This is a genomic window from Alicyclobacillus shizuokensis NBRC 103103 (assembly GCF_001552255.1).
In the GTDB taxonomy this organism is placed as follows: domain Bacteria; phylum Bacillota; class Bacilli; order Alicyclobacillales; family Alicyclobacillaceae; genus Alicyclobacillus_G; species Alicyclobacillus_G shizuokensis.
This window is the reverse complement of the sequence record NZ_BCQV01000008.1, coordinates 1-18,985: the sequence shown is the minus strand read 5'-3', so window position 1 is coordinate 18,985 and position 18,985 is coordinate 1. Positions and strand designations below refer to the sequence as shown.

The 18,985-nt window shown below is 62.4% G+C and carries 21 protein-coding genes; 17 read left to right on the top strand and 4 right to left on the bottom strand.

All coding sequences use genetic code 11. From position 1 onward, the window contains the following. Window positions 1–23: 23 nt before the first annotated feature. Together zwf and ASH01S_RS04650 are read left to right on the top strand one after the other, a co-directional pair. Window positions 24–1,628 (top strand): glucose-6-phosphate dehydrogenase, encoded by a 1,605-nt coding sequence (gene zwf / locus ASH01S_RS04655; protein WP_157066997.1) that lies wholly within the window; start codon window positions 24–26, stop codon window positions 1,626–1,628. Window positions 1,629–1,775: 147 nt separating this feature from the next. Beyond that, window positions 1,776–2,390 carry a cyclase family protein gene (locus ASH01S_RS04650; RefSeq protein ID WP_067924445.1) on the top strand — a complete coding sequence of 205 codons (615 nt, stop codon included), beginning with the start codon at window positions 1,776–1,778 and terminating at the stop codon, window positions 2,388–2,390. Window positions 2,391–2,461: 71 nt separating this feature from the next. Here ASH01S_RS04650 and ASH01S_RS04645 read toward each other — a convergent pair whose 3' ends face one another. Both ASH01S_RS04645 and gnd read right to left on the bottom strand, forming a co-directional pair. Beyond that, the gene (locus ASH01S_RS04645) at window positions 2,462–2,716 is read right to left on the bottom strand and encodes a hypothetical protein (protein WP_067924364.1); all 255 of its coding nucleotides are present in this window, start codon (window positions 2,714–2,716) and stop codon (window positions 2,462–2,464) included. 42 nt (window positions 2,717–2,758) lie between these two features. Further along, on the bottom strand, window positions 2,759–3,655 hold the full coding sequence (gene gnd / locus ASH01S_RS04640) for a phosphogluconate dehydrogenase (NAD(+)-dependent, decarboxylating) (protein ID WP_067924362.1): 897 nt from the start codon (window positions 3,653–3,655) through the stop codon (window positions 2,759–2,761). Window positions 3,656–3,800: 145 nt separating this feature from the next. Here gnd and ASH01S_RS04635 point away from each other — a divergent pair, with 145 nt between their 5' ends. The 9 genes from ASH01S_RS04635 (at window position 3,801) to ASH01S_RS04595 (ending at window position 10,886) form a co-directional block, all read left to right on the top strand. Continuing rightward, on the top strand, window positions 3,801–4,391 hold the full coding sequence (locus ASH01S_RS04635; protein ID WP_245628922.1) for a mismatch-specific DNA-glycosylase: 591 nt from the start codon (window positions 3,801–3,803) through the stop codon (window positions 4,389–4,391). A gap of 5 nt (window positions 4,392–4,396) precedes the next feature. Further along, complete coding sequence (locus ASH01S_RS04630) at window positions 4,397–4,870, top strand: HAD family hydrolase (protein WP_067924359.1); 474 nt, start codon at window positions 4,397–4,399, stop codon at window positions 4,868–4,870. 80 nt (window positions 4,871–4,950) lie between these two features. Then, window positions 4,951–6,090 (top strand): tRNA 2-thiouridine(34) synthase MnmA, encoded by a 1,140-nt coding sequence (gene mnmA, locus ASH01S_RS04625; protein ID WP_067924355.1) that lies wholly within the window; start codon window positions 4,951–4,953, stop codon window positions 6,088–6,090. A 162-nt stretch (window positions 6,091–6,252) separates the two neighbouring features. After that, window positions 6,253–6,672 carry a GntR family transcriptional regulator gene (locus tag ASH01S_RS04620; RefSeq protein WP_067924352.1) on the top strand — a complete coding sequence of 140 codons (420 nt, stop codon included), beginning with the start codon at window positions 6,253–6,255 and terminating at the stop codon, window positions 6,670–6,672. Then, a complete protein-coding gene (locus tag ASH01S_RS04615) occupies window positions 6,647–7,345 on the top strand; it encodes an ABC transporter ATP-binding protein (protein ID WP_067924349.1) in 699 nt (232 codons plus the stop codon). Before ASH01S_RS04620 ends, ASH01S_RS04615 begins: the two co-directional genes overlap by 26 nt. 10 nt (window positions 7,346–7,355) lie before the next feature. Continuing rightward, complete coding sequence (locus tag ASH01S_RS04610; protein WP_067924346.1) at window positions 7,356–8,102, top strand: ABC transporter permease; 747 nt, start codon at window positions 7,356–7,358, stop codon at window positions 8,100–8,102. 25 nt (window positions 8,103–8,127) lie between these two features. Then, window positions 8,128–9,075: an ABC transporter ATP-binding protein gene (locus ASH01S_RS04605; RefSeq protein WP_245628921.1), complete on the top strand. Its 948-nt coding sequence runs from the start codon at window positions 8,128–8,130 to the stop codon at window positions 9,073–9,075. A 33-nt stretch (window positions 9,076–9,108) separates the two neighbouring features. After that, window positions 9,109–9,858 carry an ABC transporter permease gene (locus tag ASH01S_RS04600; RefSeq protein WP_067924343.1) on the top strand — a complete coding sequence of 250 codons (750 nt, stop codon included), beginning with the start codon at window positions 9,109–9,111 and terminating at the stop codon, window positions 9,856–9,858. 173 nt (window positions 9,859–10,031) lie between these two features. Next, a complete protein-coding gene (locus ASH01S_RS04595) occupies window positions 10,032–10,886 on the top strand; it encodes an ABC transporter ATP-binding protein (protein ID WP_067924340.1) in 855 nt (284 codons plus the stop codon). A gap of 9 nt (window positions 10,887–10,895) precedes the next feature. Here ASH01S_RS04595 and ASH01S_RS04590 read toward each other — a convergent pair whose 3' ends face one another. Then, window positions 10,896–11,921 carry a ThiF family adenylyltransferase gene (locus ASH01S_RS04590; protein ID WP_067924338.1) on the bottom strand — a complete coding sequence of 342 codons (1,026 nt, stop codon included), beginning with the start codon at window positions 11,919–11,921 and terminating at the stop codon, window positions 10,896–10,898. Between the two features lie 266 nt (window positions 11,922–12,187). On the opposite strand from ASH01S_RS04590, the gene ASH01S_RS04585 reads away from it, so the two are divergent. The 4 genes from ASH01S_RS04585 to ASH01S_RS04570 all read left to right on the top strand — a co-directional run bounded on the left by ASH01S_RS04585 (window position 12,188) and on the right by ASH01S_RS04570 (window position 15,099). Then, window positions 12,188–12,898 carry a thiamine phosphate synthase gene (locus ASH01S_RS04585; protein WP_067924334.1) on the top strand — a complete coding sequence of 237 codons (711 nt, stop codon included), beginning with the start codon at window positions 12,188–12,190 and terminating at the stop codon, window positions 12,896–12,898. After that, complete coding sequence (gene thiO / locus ASH01S_RS04580; RefSeq protein WP_067924332.1) at window positions 12,895–14,022, top strand: glycine oxidase ThiO; 1,128 nt, start codon at window positions 12,895–12,897, stop codon at window positions 14,020–14,022. Before ASH01S_RS04585 ends, thiO begins: the two co-directional genes overlap by 4 nt. A gap of 4 nt (window positions 14,023–14,026) precedes the next feature. Further along, entirely contained in the window at window positions 14,027–14,227 is a 201-nt protein-coding gene (gene thiS / locus ASH01S_RS04575) for a sulfur carrier protein ThiS (protein ID WP_067924330.1), read from the top strand. Window positions 14,228–14,307: 80 nt separating this feature from the next. Beyond that, window positions 14,308–15,099, top strand: a complete 792-nt coding sequence (locus ASH01S_RS04570) for a thiazole synthase (protein WP_067924326.1) — start codon at window positions 14,308–14,310, stop codon at window positions 15,097–15,099. A 130-nt stretch (window positions 15,100–15,229) separates the two neighbouring features. Here ASH01S_RS04570 and ASH01S_RS04565 read toward each other — a convergent pair whose 3' ends face one another. Continuing rightward, window positions 15,230–17,056: a M3 family oligoendopeptidase gene (locus tag ASH01S_RS04565; protein WP_245628920.1), complete on the bottom strand. Its 1,827-nt coding sequence runs from the start codon at window positions 17,054–17,056 to the stop codon at window positions 15,230–15,232. Between the two features lie 224 nt (window positions 17,057–17,280). Between ASH01S_RS04565 and ASH01S_RS04560 the strand changes: the two genes are divergently transcribed. Further along, window positions 17,281–18,165: a LysR family transcriptional regulator gene (locus ASH01S_RS04560; protein WP_067924323.1), complete on the top strand. Its 885-nt coding sequence runs from the start codon at window positions 17,281–17,283 to the stop codon at window positions 18,163–18,165. A gap of 28 nt (window positions 18,166–18,193) precedes the next feature. Beyond that, the gene (locus ASH01S_RS04555) at window positions 18,194–18,793 is read left to right on the top strand and encodes a TetR/AcrR family transcriptional regulator (RefSeq protein ID WP_067924200.1); all 600 of its coding nucleotides are present in this window, start codon (window positions 18,194–18,196) and stop codon (window positions 18,791–18,793) included. The last annotated feature ends 192 nt before the right edge of the window (window positions 18,794–18,985 follow it).

Genomic DNA, 18,985 nt, shown 5'->3' with positions numbered 1-18,985 from the left:
CTGCAAGGAAACGGAGAGCTATGATGAACAATCCTTCGTACTCATTCGAAACGCCGGCCCGGGCGCCGGAACACGTATTCATCCTGTTTGGCATCACGGGTGACCTGGCAAAGCGCAAGTTGTTGCCCGCGCTTTATGCATTGCACCGCAATCAGCAACTGCCGGAGAAGTACGCCGTCGTCGGCGTGGCTCGTTCCCGCAAGGATGATGCGGAACTGCGGCAACTGCTGTTGGACTCGCTTTCCCAGTATGCCCGCTATAAGATGGAGGACGATGACCAGTTCGAATCGTTCTCCGACCGCTTTTCTTACTGCGCGGTCGACGTCAGCAAACCGGAAGAGTTTGTACGCCTGAAAGAGCACGTGGAGGCAGTCGAGGCTCGTTTCGGGCTGAATGCCAAGAACCGCATGTATTACCTGGCCATGGCGCCCGAGTTCTTCGCCCCGATAGCCGCCAACCTTCAAGCCTCCGGACTAACCCGCTCGCAAGGATGGAAACGGCTGATTATCGAAAAGCCGTTTGGTCATGACCTGGCCTCGGCGCAGACGCTCAACGAAGAACTGCGACAAGCCTTCGATGAGGAAGAGATCTACCGCATCGACCATTATCTAGGCAAAGAGATGGTGCAAAACATCGAGGTCATCCGGTTTGCGAATTCGATTTTTGAGCCGGTTTGGAACAACCGCTCCATCGCCAGTGTGCAGATCACGTCCAGCGAGACTGTGGGGGTGGAGGACCGGGCCTCCTACTACGAAAACTCCGGTGCCCTGCGCGACATGGTGCAAAACCACATGCTGCAAATGGTCATGATGATCGCTATGGAACCGCCCAGCCGGTTGAAGACGGAGGCTATTCGCGACGAAAAGGTCAAGGTCCTGCGCTCCCTGCGACGCTATGATGCGGCAGAGGTACGGCAGAACGTCGTCCGCGGCCAGTACCAAGGCGGCTGGATAAGGAGCCAAGCTGTCCCCGCCTACCGTGAGGAACACGGCGTGGCCCGCGACTCCCAAACGGAGACGTTTGTCGCAGCCCGGTTGTACATTGACAACTTCCGCTGGGCAGGGGTTCCGTTCTACATTCGCACCGGTAAACGCCTGAGCGCGAAGGCGACCGAAATCGTCATCCAGTTCCGCTCGATGCCCAAAAACCTGTACTTCAACAAATCCGGGGATCTCGGTCCCAACCGGCTGGTTATCCGTGTCAATCCGGCCGAAGGCATGTCCCTGCACTTGAACGCCAAACGTCCGGGCACCGACGAAACGGTGCTGCCGATTGAGATGGAGTTCAGCCAGGAGACCAACGCATCGCCGGAGGCGTATGAACGCCTCTTGTTTGACGCGATGTGGGGCGATTCCACGTTCTTCACGCGCTGGGATGAGGTCTCCCTGGCCTGGAAATGGGTTGATCCGATTGCCCACGCGTTCGCCACAGACAGCGAACTGCCACTGCACCCGTATGCGGCCGGCAGCCCGGGTCCGGCGGCCGCTGACGCGCTGCTGCAGGAGGACGGATTTGCCTGGTGGCCTGTGTCCGGAGAAGAACGGGCGACGCCGACGCCCGAACAGGTCGAAGGATACCCTCAGCCGGCGACGATTCGAGAGACCGTCCAGGCCACGCCCCGGCCGTAACGGGCGGCCGGGTTCCAAGGGGCGACCAGCGTCGCCCCTGGTCCTGCCCCGATTCTCGCGTTTGCACGCGCATGCAGACCATGCCCCGTGAAAGGATGAGAGACCTTGTCTCTGCTCGAAACTCGGTTCCGAATTCACGACATCAGCATGCCCATCCAGCGCGGCATGCCCGTGTACAAAAACAAGCCTGAAAAGCAGCCTGAATTTGAAACGACGTCTGACTTTCAAACCGGTTCCACCCACGAAACTCGCTTGCACATCGACGCGCACACCGGCACCCACCTGGACGCCCCCCTGCACATGGTGGAGGGCGGGGCGACGATTGAGACCGTGCCCATTGCCGATCTCATCCGCCCGTGCCGCGTCCTCGACCTGACCCACGTCAACCAGGCGGTGCGCGCCGGGGATCTGGCCGAGTGTGACATTCGGCCGGGAGAATTTCTCCTGCTCAAGACGCAAAACTCGTTTGACAACGGGTTCAACTTTGAGTTCGTCTATGTGACGGCGGAGGCGGCCCAGCTGTTGGCCGACAAGGGCATTGCCGGCGTCGGTATCGACGCGCTCGGCATCGAGAGGGCCCAACCGGGCCACGAAACGCACAAAATTTTGTTGCAAAAAGGGATCCACATCCTGGAGGGATTGCGCCTGGCCGATGTGAAACCTGGATCTTATCTGTTGATTGCCGCGCCACTCAAGCTCACCGGCATCGACGCGGCGCCGGCCCGGGCCCTGTTGCTGGAAGAAGAGCCTGGCCAACGTTGACCGAAACCTTGCTCGACGACCCTCGCGCCCGGCAGCATATCAGGCACATAGACAGAAAAATCAACCGGCGGTCACGACCGTCGGTTGATTTCGTCTTCGATTCTTTGTTCAATCTCTTCGTCCGTCAGGTCGAATTCACGGGACAAGCGCCGCGCCAGCTGCCGCTGTTCGTGATAATAGCGGCGCAGCTGCTCGCGCCGCCGCTCGGGATCCCTTGACCAGGTGCGACGGCTGAACAGCCGATACAATCCATAGCTCAGGCCGGCAGTCACCACCAACATGAGCAGGCTGACCAAGGGAGGTCCGAAACCAAAACCGATAATCATCCCGGATTCATCCCTTCCGCAGCGCCCGATTGACGCGTCACATCAGTCCGCCTTTTCCACGGCGTGGCCGCCAAACTCGTTGCGCAGCGCAGCGACCACCTTGCCGGTAAAGGTATCGTCGGAGAGTGAACGATAGCGCATCAACAGCGATAGCGCGATGATTGGCGCCGCCACCTGCAGGTCCAGCGCTTCCTCCACCGTCCATTTGCCCTCCCCGGAGGAGTGCATAACACCCCGGATGGACGCCAGCTTCGGGTCCTTCTCGAAGGCACTCTGCGTCAGCTCCATCAGCCAACCGCGAATCACAGAGCCGTGCGACCAAACTCGCGCCAGTTCCGCGTAGTTGTATTCAAACGGTCCCTTTTCGAGCACCTCGAAGCCTTCTCCAATCGCGGCCATCATGCCGTACTCAATGCCGTTGTGCACCATCTTCGCGTAATGGCCGCTGCCCGCCCGACCGGTGTACAGGTAGCCCCCTGCTACCGCGGTATCGCGAAACAGCGGTTCTATCGTGGGAAATACATCGGGGTCCCCGCCAATCATGTAACAAGCTCCATGACGCGCCCCTTCCATGCCGCCGGACGTGCCGACGTCGAAGAAGTGCATACCTGCCCGCGAAAACTCTTCAGCCCGGCGCAGAGAATCCTTGTAATGGGAGTTACCCGCTTCGATGACGATATCGCCGGGTGCGAGCCGAGACTTCAGTTCGCCCAGGACGTCCTCGACAAACTGGTGTGGCACCATAATCCAGATGATGCGCGGGACCGGCAGTTTCGCCACCACTTCCGCCAGCGATGCGGCCGTGTCAGCGCCGGCCTCTCCCATCCGCTGTCTGGCTTCCGGCGAAACGTCATACGCCACCACCTGGTGACCATGGTCCATCAGATTCAAGCCTAAGTTGTACCCCATCTTGCCGAGGCCCAACAGACCCACTTTCATAGGTGAATGTTCTCCTTTCTCCACTCCGGCTGGAATCTATTGTACCACTCCCCGCCCGGGCGCCAAACCCTCCAAGCCACTCCATTGACGGCAGCATCCGGATGGTCGACAATGAAGAGGTGAAGAAATAGAAGGAGGGACGTCTGTGCCCATCACCGAGCAGCTGGCGCCAGGTATGGTCGTCCTCTTCATCGGCTTCAATCCGTCGCTGACCTCCGCCGCGCGGGGATTCAACTATGCCGGACGCAACAACCGGTTTTACCGGGTGCTATACCTCTCCGGCCTGACCGGTCGCCAATATCGGCCGGAGGAGAGCCCATCGCTGCTGGACGACTACCAGTATGGCTTCACCAATATAGTTACCCGTCCCAGCAAGAGCGCGGCAGACATCACAACGGAGGAGTTTCGGCAAGGCGGTCGCATACTGGCGGCTAAGCTGCACCGGTACCGCCCCGTCTTCGCCTGCTATGTCGGCAAAGGAGTCTATCAGCAGTTTCTCCGCCAGTTCCCGAGGCGCCGCGGAGCGGCCGTTCCCTGGGGCTTTCAAGCGGATCCGCTGATACCCGGGGTACGGGACTTTGTCGCTCCCTCGACCAGCGGCCTGGTCCGCATGCGCCTTTCCGAACAGACAGCCATCTACCGGGAATTGGCGCAGGCTGCCCACCGCTGGCGCCAGCAAAGAGCCGGGCGCGGACCGGTCCACTTTGACGATCCGTCCCGGGGTGCGTTAGAGTGAGGCCTATGAAGACTTTGGTATTCGACCTGGAAGGCACATTGGTGGATTCTACACGTTGGTCCAGACAGCAAAGAGGCCCCGAACGCGGCGGCGCCAAGGATAACAGCCGCCTATTTCCAGAAGCTCGCGATGTGCTCGTGACGCTCAAGCGGCGCGGCTACACGCTGACCATTGCCAGCAACTGCAGTCAGGCGTATCTGGACGAACTGCTCGACCAAGAAGGGCTGCGTCTCCTGTTTGACCATCCGCTGTGTCTGGAGACGGTTCAGGGCCGCAGCAAGGCCGACACCTTGGCCGCCCACATCGCCCGTTTTGGCCGCGGCCTGGTCATGATTGGCGACAGACCCTCGGACATTCGCGCCGCGGCGGCACACAAACTGCCATCGGTAGGCTGCGCGTTCCATCTGTCCGCGGCCGATCTCAAAGGGGCCACGCACATTATTCACGCATTGCCGGAACTGCTGGACCTGTTTCCGTAATCCCGCTCCTGGCACGGCACATCCGTCAGGGGCTTGTCCGCATGTGAAGGACCGCGTGCAAACAGAAGGAAGGATGCGCCATGAGGCCAACACGCCGGACTCGCGTCGTCGTCGGCATGTCGGGCGGCGTGGATTCGTCTGTAGCCGCCTGGCTGCTGAAGCAGCAAGGTTACGATGTGATTGGCGTCTTTATGAAAAACTGGGATGATACAGACGATGTCGGTGTCTGCACCGCCGCCGAGGACTTTGAGGACGTGCGGCAGGTCTGCCATCACATCGGCATTCCGTATTACAGCGTCAATTTTGAACGGGAGTACAGGGACAGGGTGTTCACGTACTTCCTGGAAGAGTACCGGAAAGGGCGCACCCCTAACCCGGACGTCCTGTGCAACCGCGAAATCAAATTCAAGGAGTTGCTGTCCACGGCGATGCAGCTGGGCGCCGACTATTTGGCGACCGGGCATTACGCCCAGGTTCGGCGCACCCCGGACGGCAGCCAGCTGGTACGCTCCGTGGATAGAAACAAAGACCAGACGTACTTTCTGTACATGGTCAACCACACGGCCTTGGAGAAGACGCTGTTCCCAATTGGCGGCCTGGAAAAGCCGCGGGTGCGCCAGATTGCCGAGGAGGCGGGGTTGGTCACAGCCCGCAAGAAGGACAGCACAGGCATCTGTTTCATCGGGGAGCGAAACTTCCGAGCATTTCTCAGCCATTATCTTCCGGCCCAGCCCGGTGAGATGCGCACCCTCTCCGGTCAGCGGATTGGCACGCATCAGGGATTGATGTACTACACCATCGGCCAGCGCAAGGGACTCGGCATTGGCGGCCGCGGCAGCGGGCAGCCATGGTTTGTCGTGGACAAAGACGTAAAAAACAATGTCCTGTACGTCGAGCAAGGCCACGACCACCCCGCCTTGTTCAGCGACGGACTGTTTGCCAGTGACTTGCACTGGGTGGCGGGACAGCCGCCGGCTGCGCGCTTTTCCTGCACCGCCAAGTTTCGCTATCGGCAGGAGGACCAGCCCGTCGAGGTGGAACAGGTGGATGGGTCCACCTGGCGGGTGACGTTTGCCTCCCCCCAGCGCGCCATCACCCCGGGTCAATCGGTGGTCTTTTATGACGGGGACGTTTGCCTCGGAGGTGGCATCATCGACGAGGCGCTGCGCCGCGACAGCTTCACCGCGCGCGCGGAATCCACAGTCGGCCATCGCTCCTAACCGGCACCCATCCCTTTCCCCGCCAGGCGCCGCAGATGCGGCGCCTTTTTGACCCTTTGCGTAGCTATCGCGTCGTCCCCCTATTGACCTAAGTGTATTAAGTGATATAATACACTCAATCCACGCAGTGCACCTGGAGCGAAACGGATCGGAGGGACAAGAGTGGATGAACGGCAGGTTGGCTCATTGACGTTTCGCCTGGACCTCAGCCAGCCTTTGTACGAGCAGATCCTAAAGCAAATGAGAAGCGCGATTGCCAAGGGAGAGATCGCTTTGGGAGAAAAGATTCCTTCTGTACGAGAGATGGCGCACGCGCTGAAAGTCAACCCGAACACCGTCAGCCACGCCTACCAAGAGTTGGAACGCGACGGGTTGACCGAAACGCGGCGCGGCCAGGGCACTTTCATCACCACCTCCCGCGAGCGCGTTCAACAGTTTCGCAGGGAACTGGCAGAGCGGCTCCTGGCTGACTTCGTAGCCCAGATGCAAAGCCTCGGCTACACCTGGGACGAGATTGAACACTGTTTGCACACCAAGAAGAAGGAGGCGGCCGTCCATGGGCGAAACGGCGGTGCTCTGTGAACAGGTCGAGAAACGGTATGGAGCCAATCGGGCGCTGGACGGACTCGACCTGACCATCCCGGCCGGGCGTGTGGTCGGAGTGCTCGGCCCGAACGGATCTGGCAAATCGACGCTGTTTCGCATGATCACCGGGCTGGTACGGCCAGACGCGGGGCGGATACGGGTGTTCGGTGAGGCACCGGGCTGGCGGACCAACCGCGACATCGCGTACCTGCCCGACCGGGCCCGTTGGTACTCGGACCATACGGTGCAGCAGGCATTCCGCTGGGCGGAAACCTTCTTGCCCGGATTTTCCCTGGAGGAAGCGCTTGGGCTGGCCGAGTTCATGAAGCTGCCGCTGGATGGCCGGGTGCGCGACATGTCGCGCGGGCAGGAGGCGCGCGTGATGCTCATCCTCTGCATCGCTCGCCGCGTGCCGCTGATCATCCTGGATGAGCCGTTCACCGGCATCGACACCGTATCGCGGGAGAAAATCATCGACGCATTGATAGACCGAGTCAGCGACGGCGAACGCACGGTGCTCATCAGCACGCACGAGCTGTACGAGGTGGAGGCGCTGTTTGATCTCGCCGTATTTCTCGAGTCCGGGCGCGTGATTCGTTCCGGAGACACGGACGAACTGCGCCGCCAATTCGGCTCTATGCACTCTGCCATGCAGACACTGTATCGATAGGAGGTTAACCATGCCTGCACAATCCACATTCTGGGCACTCGTCCGACACGATTTCAAACACCGCAGGCGCCGCCGGACGCCCATCCCGAGAGCGTGGCGGCTTGCCTACGTGGCCGCCGTCGCGCTGGTCCTTTTGGCCGTGGCCACCTATACGGCACGCGGTGGTCACTACCGCCTGGGACCGGTGTGGTGGGTCGCGTTCGGACTGCCATTCACTAGCTTCGGCATCGCCGTGAACACGATGGTGACTGAATGGAAAAACGGCACCGTCGGTTGGTGGCTGACCCTGCCCTACTCCCGGCTGCACCTGAGCGCGGCCAAATTTGTGGCAGCCGTCGTGCGCAGCGTCTTCATCTATGCCTTAACCTACGCGGTGATGGCGTTCTTCGGCCTGTACACCGCGCTCGTCAGCGGACATCTGGACCTTGGCTATACCGCCAGTTACCTGCGCACAGGACTTCAGTTGGTCGGACTTTCCCTTGCCGCGTGCCCATTCGTGGCCGCGTTTGGGGTTGTCTACGGCGCGCTCGCCGAGTCGCGGGCCCGTCCGGCGATGCCGCTGACGTGGATTTTGTTCTCGGGCCTGTGGTGGTTGATTTTCAGCCAGGATTACCGTTACCTGCAGGTTCACTCGGATGGGGTACCGCATGTGTCGCTGTCGCCTACACTGTGCATCTCCATCGCCTGCAGCTGGGTGCTGGCGTACGGCCTGATACGCCTCGCCGCCTACTTGCTTGATGAGCAGCTGGCGATGTAGAAACGCAGGAATGGAGGAAAACTGTATGATGACTGCATCTGCCGGTTTCAACATGGATTGCGCGTTGAAGGTGGACCACCTGGGCAAGTCGTTCGGCCCGGCCACGGCGCTGGCCGATGTCAGCTTTGCCGTGCCGCGCGGCTGCTGTTTTGGACTGCTCGGCCCCAACGGGGCTGGCAAGTCCACGACCATGAAAATCGTCGCCGGGCTGCTGGAGCCGGATGCTGGTTCTGTGAACGTGCTGGGCCTGGACGCGGCCCAAAACGGGCGATCCGTCCGTCGTCACGTGGGATACGTGCCGCAGGACATTGCCCTGTACCCGACGCTGTCGGTGCACGACAACCTGATGTTCTTTGGCGAAGTGTACGGGCTGCGTGGGGCGCGACTGTACGAACGGATCGACGCGGTGCTGGCCAAGACCGGTCTCAGCGAACGCAGGAAAGACCTGGTGGAGAATCTGTCCGGCGGCATGAAGCGCCGCATTAACATCGCCGCGGCGCTGCTGCACGAACCCCAGCTGCTCATCCTGGATGAGCCCACCGTGGGGGTGGACCCGCACTCTCGCAACCACATCTTTGAATTGGTGCGCGAGCTCGTGCAACAAGGGGCGACTGTCATATATTCGACCCACTACATGGAGGAGGCGGAGACGTTGTGCGACGAAGTGGCCATCCTCGACCACGGACGCGTCGTCACCTCCGGTCCGCTCGTCCAGCTGTGGAATCAATACGGCGCCAAGGCGGTCTATGTGCAGATGGACGGGTTTGAACAGCTGCCACCGTTCCCTCACCCCTGCCAGGTGTCGCGGAGAGAGCACGGGTGGTGGATAGAGACGGAGCACAGGCAGCAGGTGATGTCTTTCCTGTTGCAGCAGGCCGAAGAGCGGGGGCTGACCATTCACGCCTTGGAAATGGCGCGACCCTCACTGGAGTCGATGTTCCTCAAATTGACCGGGACACGGCTGCGCGACTAGCCGTCCCACCCAACCAAAAGGAGGCAAACGGATATGCGAAGCATCATCCGCAAAGAACTGAAACTGCTGTTCAAAGGCCGGGGCAACCTGTTCTTCCTGGTCATTCTGCCCATGCTCTTCATCGCGTTATTCGGATCCGTGTTCTCCGGGTCCGCGTATCCGGATGCTCAATCGGCTATGCTGGACCAAGTGGTTCCCGGCTATACAGTGATGTTTGTCTTTTTCATCATCCTCAGCATGATGCGCCGGTTCATGAGCGAAAAAGAATCAGGGATTCTGGCGCGGCTGATGAGCACGCCACTGCAGCCGCTGGCCTATCTGGTCGGGATGTGGGTGCCGGCCATCATCGCCGTTTTGATCCAGTGCACGGTTCTGCTCGCCTTTGGTCATCTTGTCTACCACGTCCATCTAGGAAACCTGTTGGCCGTGGCGGTCATCGTGCTGTGCCTGGCCATCTGCGGGACGGGCATCGGATTGGCCGTGTCCCTGCTGGCGCGTGGTGAGAACCACGGGCGCGGCATCACAATGCTCATCACCCTGGGCGGTGCGGCCCTCGGCGGCCTGTGGGTGCCCGAGTCGATGCTGCCCCACTTCGCCCGCGTGCTCAGTCACATCACGCCCCAATACTGGGCGCAGCAAGGATTCCAGCAGGTGATGACGCACGGCGGGCACACCGCCGACGTTGTGCAATCCTTGGCCGTGCTGCTGGCCTTTGGCGCCGCCGGATTGATTGTAGCGCTGTGGCGGTTCCCCCGCTACCTGCGCGTGTCCATCAGCGGCTGAGGTTTCTCCCCGTCGCGGCCGGTCCAACCACAGCAGTTGGACCGGCCAAAGGACTTGTCACCCTCTCGAAAGCCGCCGTGACTTGTCACGCTCTCGAAAATTGTTAAAATAAATCCCATTCCCTTATGTCCACCGTCTTTCGGGACAGACCAACCAGCATCGGAGTGGAGAACATGAACATCCTGGAAATGCGCGGTGTGAGCTGGCGCCGGCAAGGGCATACCATCATACAGGACGTCGACTGGAACATCCGCGCCGGAGAACACTGGGCCGTCGTGGGGCGCAACGGATCAGGCAAGACCAGCCTGCTCAGCATGATAAACGGATACATCTGGCCGTCGCGCGGCGAAGTGGAGGTGTTGGGACAGCGCTTGGGACGCGTCCCCGTGCAGGAACTCCGCCGGCAAATCGGTTGGGTCAGCCAGTCCATGGCCGAGCAAATCGCCCAATCGGCCTCGGCCGGCGACGCGGCTGTGCAGATTGTCATCAGCGGCAAGTACGCGTCGGTCGGGTTGTGGCAGGGGTTCGACGCGGCGGATGCGGAGACGGCGATGGGGCTGCTGCGCCAGTTTCGCTGCGAGTCGCTGGCTGACAAGCCGTTCCAGGTGCTCAGCCAGGGCGAGAAGCAACGCGTTCTCTTGGCGCGAGCCTGGATGGCCAAGCCCAGGCTGTTGATTCTGGATGAGCCGTGCACCGGACTGGATTTGCCGACGCGGGAGGAGCTGCTGGCCGCCATCGCCTGGCTCGGCGAGCAGCCCGACGGCCCGACGCTGGTGTACGTGACCCACCACACGGAAGAGATCTTGCCCTGCTTCTCCCATACCCTCCTGCTTCAGCAGGGCCGTGTTCTCGCCCAGGGGCCGAGCCGCGACGTGCTGTCTGCAGACTTGCTCAGCGACGCGTTCGGTCTCCCGGTAGCGGTTACGTGGGAAAACGACCGCCCGTGGGTGCGGGTGGTGGCCCGCCCGAGCACTGGGCTCACGGGAAAACCGGCGGGCGCTTCCGCGCCTGGGCACGCCCAGCCGTAATGCCGCCCCCTACATGCCGATGTACTGTGCGTACAGACGGCGGGCGACGGATACATCCTCGACCCCGTGGATGAGCGCCCGGCCGTCGGCGAACACGCTCAGCTGCACACTCCCCAGGTCGCAGCGCAGCAGCTGGGCGTTGTGGTGGACATGGCCGTGGGGGGACAGCCGCTCGGCGAGACGTGCCAGATTCAGGTTCTGGCCGGCGCCTCTCGGGCTCGGTTTCACCTGCACCGTCCGCCTGCCGCACAGAGACACCGCCAACGACTCCTCGCGGGCGGCCAAGGAGCGAAACTCGCGCCGTCCGCAGCAGGGACAATCAGCTTTGGCGGCGGGAAAGGCGATAGCGCGAAACTCCCCCGCCCAGACATCCACGTGCGTCAAGCTGCCGGTCAGCGCCCGGGTGTTCCCGGTCAGGTATTTGAGCGCTTCGGCCACCTGCAGGGAAGCGATGATGTTCACCACAGGGGCAATCACCCCCACCGTGTCGCAGGTGTCGTGTCCGCCTCCGCCCTCGGGCCCGAACAGACAGACCAGGCACGGAGTGTGGCCGGGACGGAACATGGCCGTTGTCCCGTAGGAAGCCACGGCACCCCCATACACCCAGGGAATGCCGTGCTTGACCGCCACGTCGTTCATCAGGTACCGCACCTCGAAGTTGTCAGTGCCATCGAGGATGAGGTCTACGTCGCACAGCAGCCGCTCCGCGTTGCGCCACGTTAGGTCCGTGACCACTGCCTCAATCTCCACCTCGCTGTTGGCCCGCGCCAGCTTCTCTCTTGCCGCCAGCGCCTTCGCGGCCCCGAGCTCGGCGTCCTCCTCGTCATACAGGGATTGGCGCTGCAGATTGGAAGCTTCGACCACGTCGCGGTCAATCAGCCGCAGATACCCGACGCCGGCGCGCGTCAGCTGCGAAGCCAACTGAGTCCCGAGCGCGCCGAGCCCGACCACCGCCACCCTGGCGGCCCGCAACCTCTCCTGGCCTTGTGGGCCAATGGGACGAAACAAGATCTGCCTCGAATAGCGCGAATCCATCTGTCGCCACCCTCACAATATCGATTGACGCTATTGTACACAAATCCGTCCCCGCTTGCTGGCCGCCCCGGTGTCTTGACGTCCGTCGCATGCCCGTGATAGTCTGATAAGGTCAATAGGCTCGGCATCGTCAATGCATAAGTGTCCGGTTGCGTTTGTTGGGTACAGAATGGAAACCCGCCGCCCCGTTTCTTGGGTGCGGCTTTTTTCGTGTGTCCCACTGACAGTGTGGAACCGAAGGCGAACAGGCAGAAAGGCGGGATGAAATGAAGGCTGTACTGCACGTGGTCAGCGACCGGCAGCGCTCCCGCCTGCCCCTGGCCGAGGGCCTGCTGGAGAGCGTGCGCGGCGGCGCCGACGTCATTCAATGGCGAGAAAAAAAGGCGCCGGCCGGGGCCTCGTACGCAGATTGCCAATCCCTGTTGACGACTCTCGACGCGGCCCGGCTGTCGGCGGCCCTACTGGTCAATGACCGTCTCGACGTGGCCATGGCTCTCGGCGCCAACGGGGTCCACCTGGCCGCCAAGTCGCTGCCCGTCGCGGCCGTCCGCCGCGTCGTCAAGGAGAGCGGTTGGCCAGGCCTGATTGGCTGCTCGGTGCACAGCTATGCGGCGGCTATGGCGGCCGCCGAACAGGGGGCGGACTACATCACCTTTGGCCACGTGTTCGCCAGCGAGTCCCATCCCGGCGTCCCACCGCGCGGCCTGGCGGAGCTGCGGCGCATCGTGGAGAGCGTGCCCATCCCGGTGATTGCCATCGGCGGCATCGACAAAAGCAACGTGGACCTGGTCCTGGCCACCGGCTGCAGCGGCGTGGCCGTCATTGGCGCCGTCCTCGACCATCCCCGTCCGGCGGAGGCGGCGGCTGAACTCAAACAGGCGATGGCCCGCTCACAGACGGAGCCCAAGCACCCATTTCCGCTGCCGCGACCGGACGTCCCGGTCGGCGGCGGCAGCTGGGGAGGCGCAAGGGGATGAACACGTACGACACGATTGTGATTGGCGGCGGCGCCGTCGGCTGCAGCTGCGCATGGCTGATGGGACAGAGTGGCCAATCGGTGCTGCTGTTGGAGCGGGGCCGGCTCGGCGGCGAAGCGTCCGGAGCGGCGGCAGGCATGCTGGGCGCACAACTGGAGGTCAAGTCCCCGGGGCCGTTCTTTCAGCTGTGCCTGGAAAGCCGCGGGCTCTATCCGCAATGGGCGGAGGCGCTGCTGGCGGAGACCGGGATCGACATTGAGCTGGTGCAAAACGGCATCCTCCAGGTGGCCGCGGACGAGCGGGCGGCCCGCCATCTGCGGACGCAGTTGACCTGGCAGCAGGAACATGGGGGCAGCGGCGAATGGTGGCCGCAGGAGCAACTCGCCGCTCAGGAGCCTCTGCTGGCCCCGGCAGTCGGCGCCTTGTACCTGCCTGAAGACGGCAACATCTCGGCGCCGCGATTGGCCCGCGCAGTCGGGGAGGCGGCCCGGCGCCGGGCACAGGTGCGCGAAGGCGCAGAGGTTCTAAGAATAGACCCTGACGGTTCCGGAGTCCGCGTGACCACGCAGGAGGAGACCTTTCGGGCGCAACAGGCGGTAATCGCATCCGGGGCTTGGGCGCATGCGCTGTTGAGCACCCTGCACGTCCGCTTTCCAATCCGGCCGGTCAAAGGGCAACTGCTGGCAGTCCGTCCGCGCCGGGGCCGACTGACGCACACGGTGCACACGGAATCGGTCTACCTGGTGCCCAAGCGCGACGGCACCGTCGTCGTCGGGGCGACCGAGGAGCATGGGGCGGGCTTCGACCGCGAGCTGACAGCGAGAGGCCTAGCCACTCTGCTGACCGGATTGGCGGAAGTGGCTCCCGGGCTGAGCGACGCCGTGTTCGAGCGCGCCTGGACCGGTTTGCGGCCGGGATCATCCACAGGAGCACCGATGATTGGGCGCCTGCCCCATCAACCGCAGGTGATTGTCGCCGTCGGCCACTTTCGCAACGGGGTGCTGCTCTCGCCCATCACCGCCCGCATCGTCGCGGCGTTGGCTGCACAACAGCCGCTGCCGGAGCTGTGGCGGGCGTTTGCACCGGAATCGGTGTTGCCGCAGGAACCCCAGACCAGGAGGTGAGCGGATGCAACTGACCATCAACGGACAGACGCGGGAGCTCCCGGAGCCGCTGACCGTCGCTGACCTGATGGCACACCTCGACCTCGTCGGCGAACGAATTGCCGTTGAGTGCAACGGCCGCATTGTCGACCGGGATCAATTCGCCAGCCACGTCTTGACTGACGGCGACACGCTGGAAGTCGTGCGCTTTGTCGGCGGCGGTTGAACATCCAAGCAGCAGGGCCGCGGTCTCCCGCGGCCAAGCCCGCGGGAGACCCAGACAACACCTGACAAGGAGGCGACAACATGGACCAGCCGTTGACGATTGCCGGGCGCAGCTTCCGCTCGCGCCTGATGGTTGGGACCGGAAAATACCGTGCGCTGGAGGAGATGCGCGAGGCGCTTTCGGCCTCCGGCGCCGAGATTGTCACCGTCGCGGTGCGCCGCGTCAACCTCGACCGGCGTGAGGAGTCGCTGTTGAACTACATCGACCTGGAGCACCACTTTCTCCTGCCCAACACGGCCGGCTGCCATACGGCCGACGAAGCGGTGCGGACCGCACGGCTGGCGCGGGCGGCCGGATTGTCAAACTGGGTGAAACTCGAGGTCATTCCTGACGACGGCACGCTCCTGCCAGATCCCGTCGCCACCGTGGAGGCGGCCCAACAACTGGTGAATGAGGGATTTGTCGTATTGCCCTACACGACCGATGACCACACGGTTGCCAGACGCCTCGTGGAGATTGGATGCGCCGCCGTGATGCCGTTCGGATCGGCCATCGGGACGGGCCAAGGGCTGCCGAGCCCGGAGCGCATTGAGCGTGTCATCGAAGCCGTCGCGGGACGCGTGCCGGTGGTCGTCGACGCGGGCATCGGCGCTCCCTCGGACGCGGCTCTGGCGATGGAGTTGGGCGCGGACGCGGTGCTCGTCAACACGGCCATTGCCAAAGCGGAGAATCCGGTGGCGATGGCGCGGGCGATGGCCCTGGCGGTGGAAGCTGGGCGCATGGGCCGGTTGGCCGGCAGAATCCCAAAATCGGATACGGCCTCGCCGAGCAGCCCGACGGGTGGGCTCATCGGCCAAGCCGCGACGCCCTGAACCCAAGTCTCCGCGAGGAGGCCGCGAGGGACGGCTGGCCGCAGGGCAGGGACGCCATGACGGCGCCCTCGCCCGCTCCCGGAATCAGGTCCGCGCCTTACCCACGCATGATTCGCCCCACGAGCGGCGCTCAAGACGCTGCGTCGACCGCCGCGATGAAGGCCAGCGCATCCGCCTTCAGCTGCTGCAGCGCCTCTTGCCAAAAATCGGGCTTCGTCAGGTCCACCCCGAGGTGCTTGGCGGCCAGGTCTTCCGTGCTCATGCGGCCGGTGTCGCGCAGAAGGTCCACGTACTTGGCCGCAAATCCGGGGCCTTCCTGCTGCGCCCGGGCATAGATACCCGTGCTGAACAGGTAACCGAACGTATAGGGGAAGTTATAGAACGGCACATCCGTGATGTAGAAATGCAATTTCGCCGCCCAGAAGCGGGGGTGATATTGCCCGAGCGCCCCGCAGTAAGCCTCTCGCTGGGCTTCTTCCATCAACTTGTTCAGTTCTTCAGCGCCGACCATCCCCTGCCGGCGTCGTTCGTAAAACCCGGTCTCAAACAGAAACCGGGCGTGGATGTTCATGAACATCGCGACACTCTGGGTGACTTTCGCATCCAGCATGGCCAGTTTGGCCTGCGCATCGGTGGCCGCCGCCAAGGCCGCGTCCGCCACAATTGCTTCCGCGAAGGTGGAGGCCGTTTCCGCCACGTTCATCGCATAACGGCTGGCCAGATACGGCACCCCGCGCATCACGTGCTGGTGATACGCATGACCCAACTCATGCGCCAACGTGGACACGTTGTCCGCGGTGCCGGAAAAGGTCATGAAGATGCGCGTCTGTTCGCTCACGGGAAAGCTGGTGCAAAAGCCACCAGGGCGCTTGCCCGGCCGGTCTTCCGCTTCTATCCAGCGCTTGTCGAAGCAAGACCTGGCGAATGCCGCCATGTCCGGGCTAAAGCGGGCAAAGTGGTCCACGACAAAGTCGCGCGCCTCGTCCGGGCTGAACACCTTGTCCTGCGATCCGACCGGCGCCTCGACATCGTGCCAGGACAACTGGCTCAGGCCGAGCAGCTTCGCCTTGGCGGACAGCGCCTGGACGAACACGTCCTTGTTGTCGACAATGGCCGCCCACATCGCATCCAGGGTCTCCGGCCGCATCCGGTTGTAGTCCAGCGGCTCCGCCAGCACCGAGTCCCAACCGCGCGCTCTGTACACCGCCAGACGGTATCCGGCCAGGTGGTTGAGCGTTTGCGCGTACAGATCCTCTTTCTCCTGAAACGCCCGCTCGAAGTTTGTGAACACCTGCTCCCGCACCCGGCGCTGTCCGTCGCGGAGCTTGTTGTTCGCTTGGCCGACCGACAGATGGACCGTCCTCCCATCTTCCTCATAGGGAATCAGCGTTTGTCCAATCAAGGAATAGTAGAAGTTCCCCCAGGCATGGTACCCGTCCACAGCCAGGTCCGAGATCAGCACCTCTTGCTCCACCGGCAGTTTGCGAACGGCCCGTGCACGCGCCTCGGACAACGGGAACGCCACGCCGGCCAAGCGCCCGTGGCGCAGCAAGCGCTGCCACGCGTCCTCCGGGATGCGGCCCAGCACCTGTTCATACACCGTCGAGACGGATTCGTGCTGAGCGGCCGCTTGGGTCACCCGCGCCTCCAGCAACTTGGCCCGCTCATCATGGACGTCCTGGGCAGTCAGACAGGAGACATACGCCTCGGCCTCGCTGAGCCGCTTCGACGCGTCTGTGAACGGATCCAGAAAAGCCAGCCAGCCCTCTGCGTCCGTCTGTGGCGTCAACTGCCTGGCCCGGGACAACAAGTCCTGCAAATCGGCGACCAGGGCGTCGAGAAACTGGATGAACGGAGCCGAGTTGCTACCGCCCGGAAAAATGACATCCAAGTCCCACGTCGGATTCCATAAATTCTCCATCTGCCACGCTCCCTTGTTTAGGTTGACCGTCGCCATACAAACGGCTCTCTTCAATGTATCAAGAATGTATCAAGAAACAAACGTCTTGTCAGAGCCGTATCCGCCGCCCGGCCCAGGGACCCACGAGCCTGCTGGAACGACGCCATGCGCAGCGAGCCTCTTCCATAGCTGTGGCCGGGCGTCGATTGTGGTATACAATACATATGCAGCCTTGAAGCTCGGGCTGTCCGAGACCGGACGAGCCACCTGGAGGGATGCCCGTGGACACGAAAGACGTCTCCCTGTTTCTGGCGATTGCGCGCATCGGATCCATTTCGCGTACCGCCGAACAGTTGTTCATGTCCCAATCCACGGTGACCACCCGGCTGCAGCGGCTCGAACGAGCGCTTGGCTATGAACTGTTCGAGCGTCAAGCGGGAGGTGTCAAACTCACCCCGGCTGGCGAGCGGTTCCTGCCACTGGCCGAACGCATGCAGGCGCTGGAGGAACAGATGATGAACCCGGACAGCTCGCGGACTCCGGTGTTGCGCATCATGTCTGGCCGCGCCTTTGTGTCCACCGACGTGCCGGAATGCCTGACGCGCATGCTGCGGCAGGCGCGTGTGCATCTCAAGGTGCGCATGGGGTTGTACGACGAAATGAAAGACGCCCTGTTGGCGAATCAGGTCGACTTTTGCTTTCTCGGTGAACCTATCTACCATCCGAACGTGGTGCTAAAAGAGTTTACCCCAGACCCGATTGACTTGGTGACCCCGATGGATCACTACCTGGTGCACGGGTTTCGCAGTGTGCGGATGCTGGCCGGAGAACCGTTCATCGCATTCGGACGCTCTTCGTCCCCGTTCCGACAGCGGGTGATGAGCCTGCTCGCCAAGCAGCAGGTCTATCCGAACGTACGCATGGAATTGGACAGCTTTGACGGCGTCAAGGCGATGGTGGGACACGGTCTGGGCGTGTCGCTGCTGCCGCGGCGCACCCTCTACGACGCCGCGACCAAGCGCTGCGCCGTCATCTCCATCGGCGACGCCGCCTTTGTCCGCCCCACCTACTTGGCGTATCCGCGCAACTTGGCGGAACAGCCGCTCATTCGTCGTTTTGTCGACGTGGTTTCCGCCTACTACAGCGAAGGACACGCTAACGCCTAGAAAGGACTCGAACACGATGCGCCAGCCCATGACCAAAGAGGAACGCCATCGGCACATCCTGAACACCGCGAAACGCTTGTTCCAAGAGAAGGGCTACGAAAACGTGACCATTGCCGATGTGATTGAGGCCAGCAACGTGGCCCGCGGCACATTCTACCTCCACTTTTCCTCACTCGAACAACTGCTTTCCGATTTGTTTGAGGAGACGGTGAACGCCGCCTGGGAACGCATCGCGCCCATCCTGGCCGATACCAGATTGTCGGTCGAGGCGCGTACCCTGGCCGTGGTGGATGCGGTGTTCCGATTGTTTGGGGACGATCCGTCCCTTGGCGCCGTCTTCTACTGCGGAGGCGGGAGAGCGTTTGTGGAGACGAAGCAGCGCGCCATGTACGACCGTTTCGGGTCCCGCTTGGTAGAGGCGCTGGAGCACCGCCACCACGGGATTGTCGTGCCGCACCTGGATTGGACGGTGAAGATGCTGATTGCCCTCGTCGGCGACATGGCGTTTTATGCCACGACCGAGGTCGCGCCTGCGGACAGGCCGGCCTTTGAACAGCGGCTGTGCGAATTTGTCCTGGCGGGCATCCGCAGCCACCTGGCCCCTTACATCTCACGGAATGGCATATAAGGAATGGTCAATTGCTGATAGTGGGAGAACATGGTAGCTGATGCCAACCCCGCTTGTGGCTTCTTCAAACTCAAGTTTGACAGTTACGGACCGTTGGCTGAAGGTAACCACCGCGCTACAGCGCGGTTTTTTCATGAATTCGTGTCGCTCAAACACAAATATCGTAGGTCAAACTATATGTTCAGTATCTAC

Coding starts and splice junctions, on each gene's coding strand:
- zwf (WP_157066997.1), top strand. CDS start 24: ATGAACAATCCTTCGTACTCATTCGAAACGCCGGCCCGGGCGCCGGAA.
- ASH01S_RS04650 (WP_067924445.1), top strand. CDS start 1,776: ATGCCCATCCAGCGCGGCATGCCCGTGTACAAAAACAAGCCTGAAAAG.
- ASH01S_RS04645 (WP_067924364.1), bottom strand. CDS start 2,716: ATGATTATCGGTTTTGGTTTCGGACCTCCCTTGGTCAGCCTGCTCATG.
- gnd (WP_067924362.1), bottom strand. CDS start 3,655: ATGAAAGTGGGTCTGTTGGGCCTCGGCAAGATGGGGTACAACTTAGGC.
- ASH01S_RS04630 (WP_067924359.1), top strand. CDS start 4,397: ATGAAGACTTTGGTATTCGACCTGGAAGGCACATTGGTGGATTCTACA.
- mnmA (WP_067924355.1), top strand. CDS start 4,951: ATGAGGCCAACACGCCGGACTCGCGTCGTCGTCGGCATGTCGGGCGGC.
- ASH01S_RS04615 (WP_067924349.1), top strand. CDS start 6,647: ATGGGCGAAACGGCGGTGCTCTGTGAACAGGTCGAGAAACGGTATGGA.
- ASH01S_RS04610 (WP_067924346.1), top strand. CDS start 7,356: ATGCCTGCACAATCCACATTCTGGGCACTCGTCCGACACGATTTCAAA.
- ASH01S_RS04605 (WP_245628921.1), top strand. CDS start 8,128: ATGATGACTGCATCTGCCGGTTTCAACATGGATTGCGCGTTGAAGGTG.
- ASH01S_RS04600 (WP_067924343.1), top strand. CDS start 9,109: ATGCGAAGCATCATCCGCAAAGAACTGAAACTGCTGTTCAAAGGCCGG.
- ASH01S_RS04595 (WP_067924340.1), top strand. CDS start 10,032: ATGAACATCCTGGAAATGCGCGGTGTGAGCTGGCGCCGGCAAGGGCAT.
- ASH01S_RS04590 (WP_067924338.1), bottom strand. CDS start 11,921: ATGGATTCGCGCTATTCGAGGCAGATCTTGTTTCGTCCCATTGGCCCA.
- ASH01S_RS04585 (WP_067924334.1), top strand. CDS start 12,188: ATGAAGGCTGTACTGCACGTGGTCAGCGACCGGCAGCGCTCCCGCCTG.
- thiO (WP_067924332.1), top strand. CDS start 12,895: ATGAACACGTACGACACGATTGTGATTGGCGGCGGCGCCGTCGGCTGC.
- thiS (WP_067924330.1), top strand. CDS start 14,027: ATGCAACTGACCATCAACGGACAGACGCGGGAGCTCCCGGAGCCGCTG.
- ASH01S_RS04570 (WP_067924326.1), top strand. CDS start 14,308: ATGGACCAGCCGTTGACGATTGCCGGGCGCAGCTTCCGCTCGCGCCTG.
- ASH01S_RS04565 (WP_245628920.1), bottom strand. CDS start 17,056: ATGGCGACGGTCAACCTAAACAAGGGAGCGTGGCAGATGGAGAATTTA.
- ASH01S_RS04555 (WP_067924200.1), top strand. CDS start 18,194: ATGACCAAAGAGGAACGCCATCGGCACATCCTGAACACCGCGAAACGC.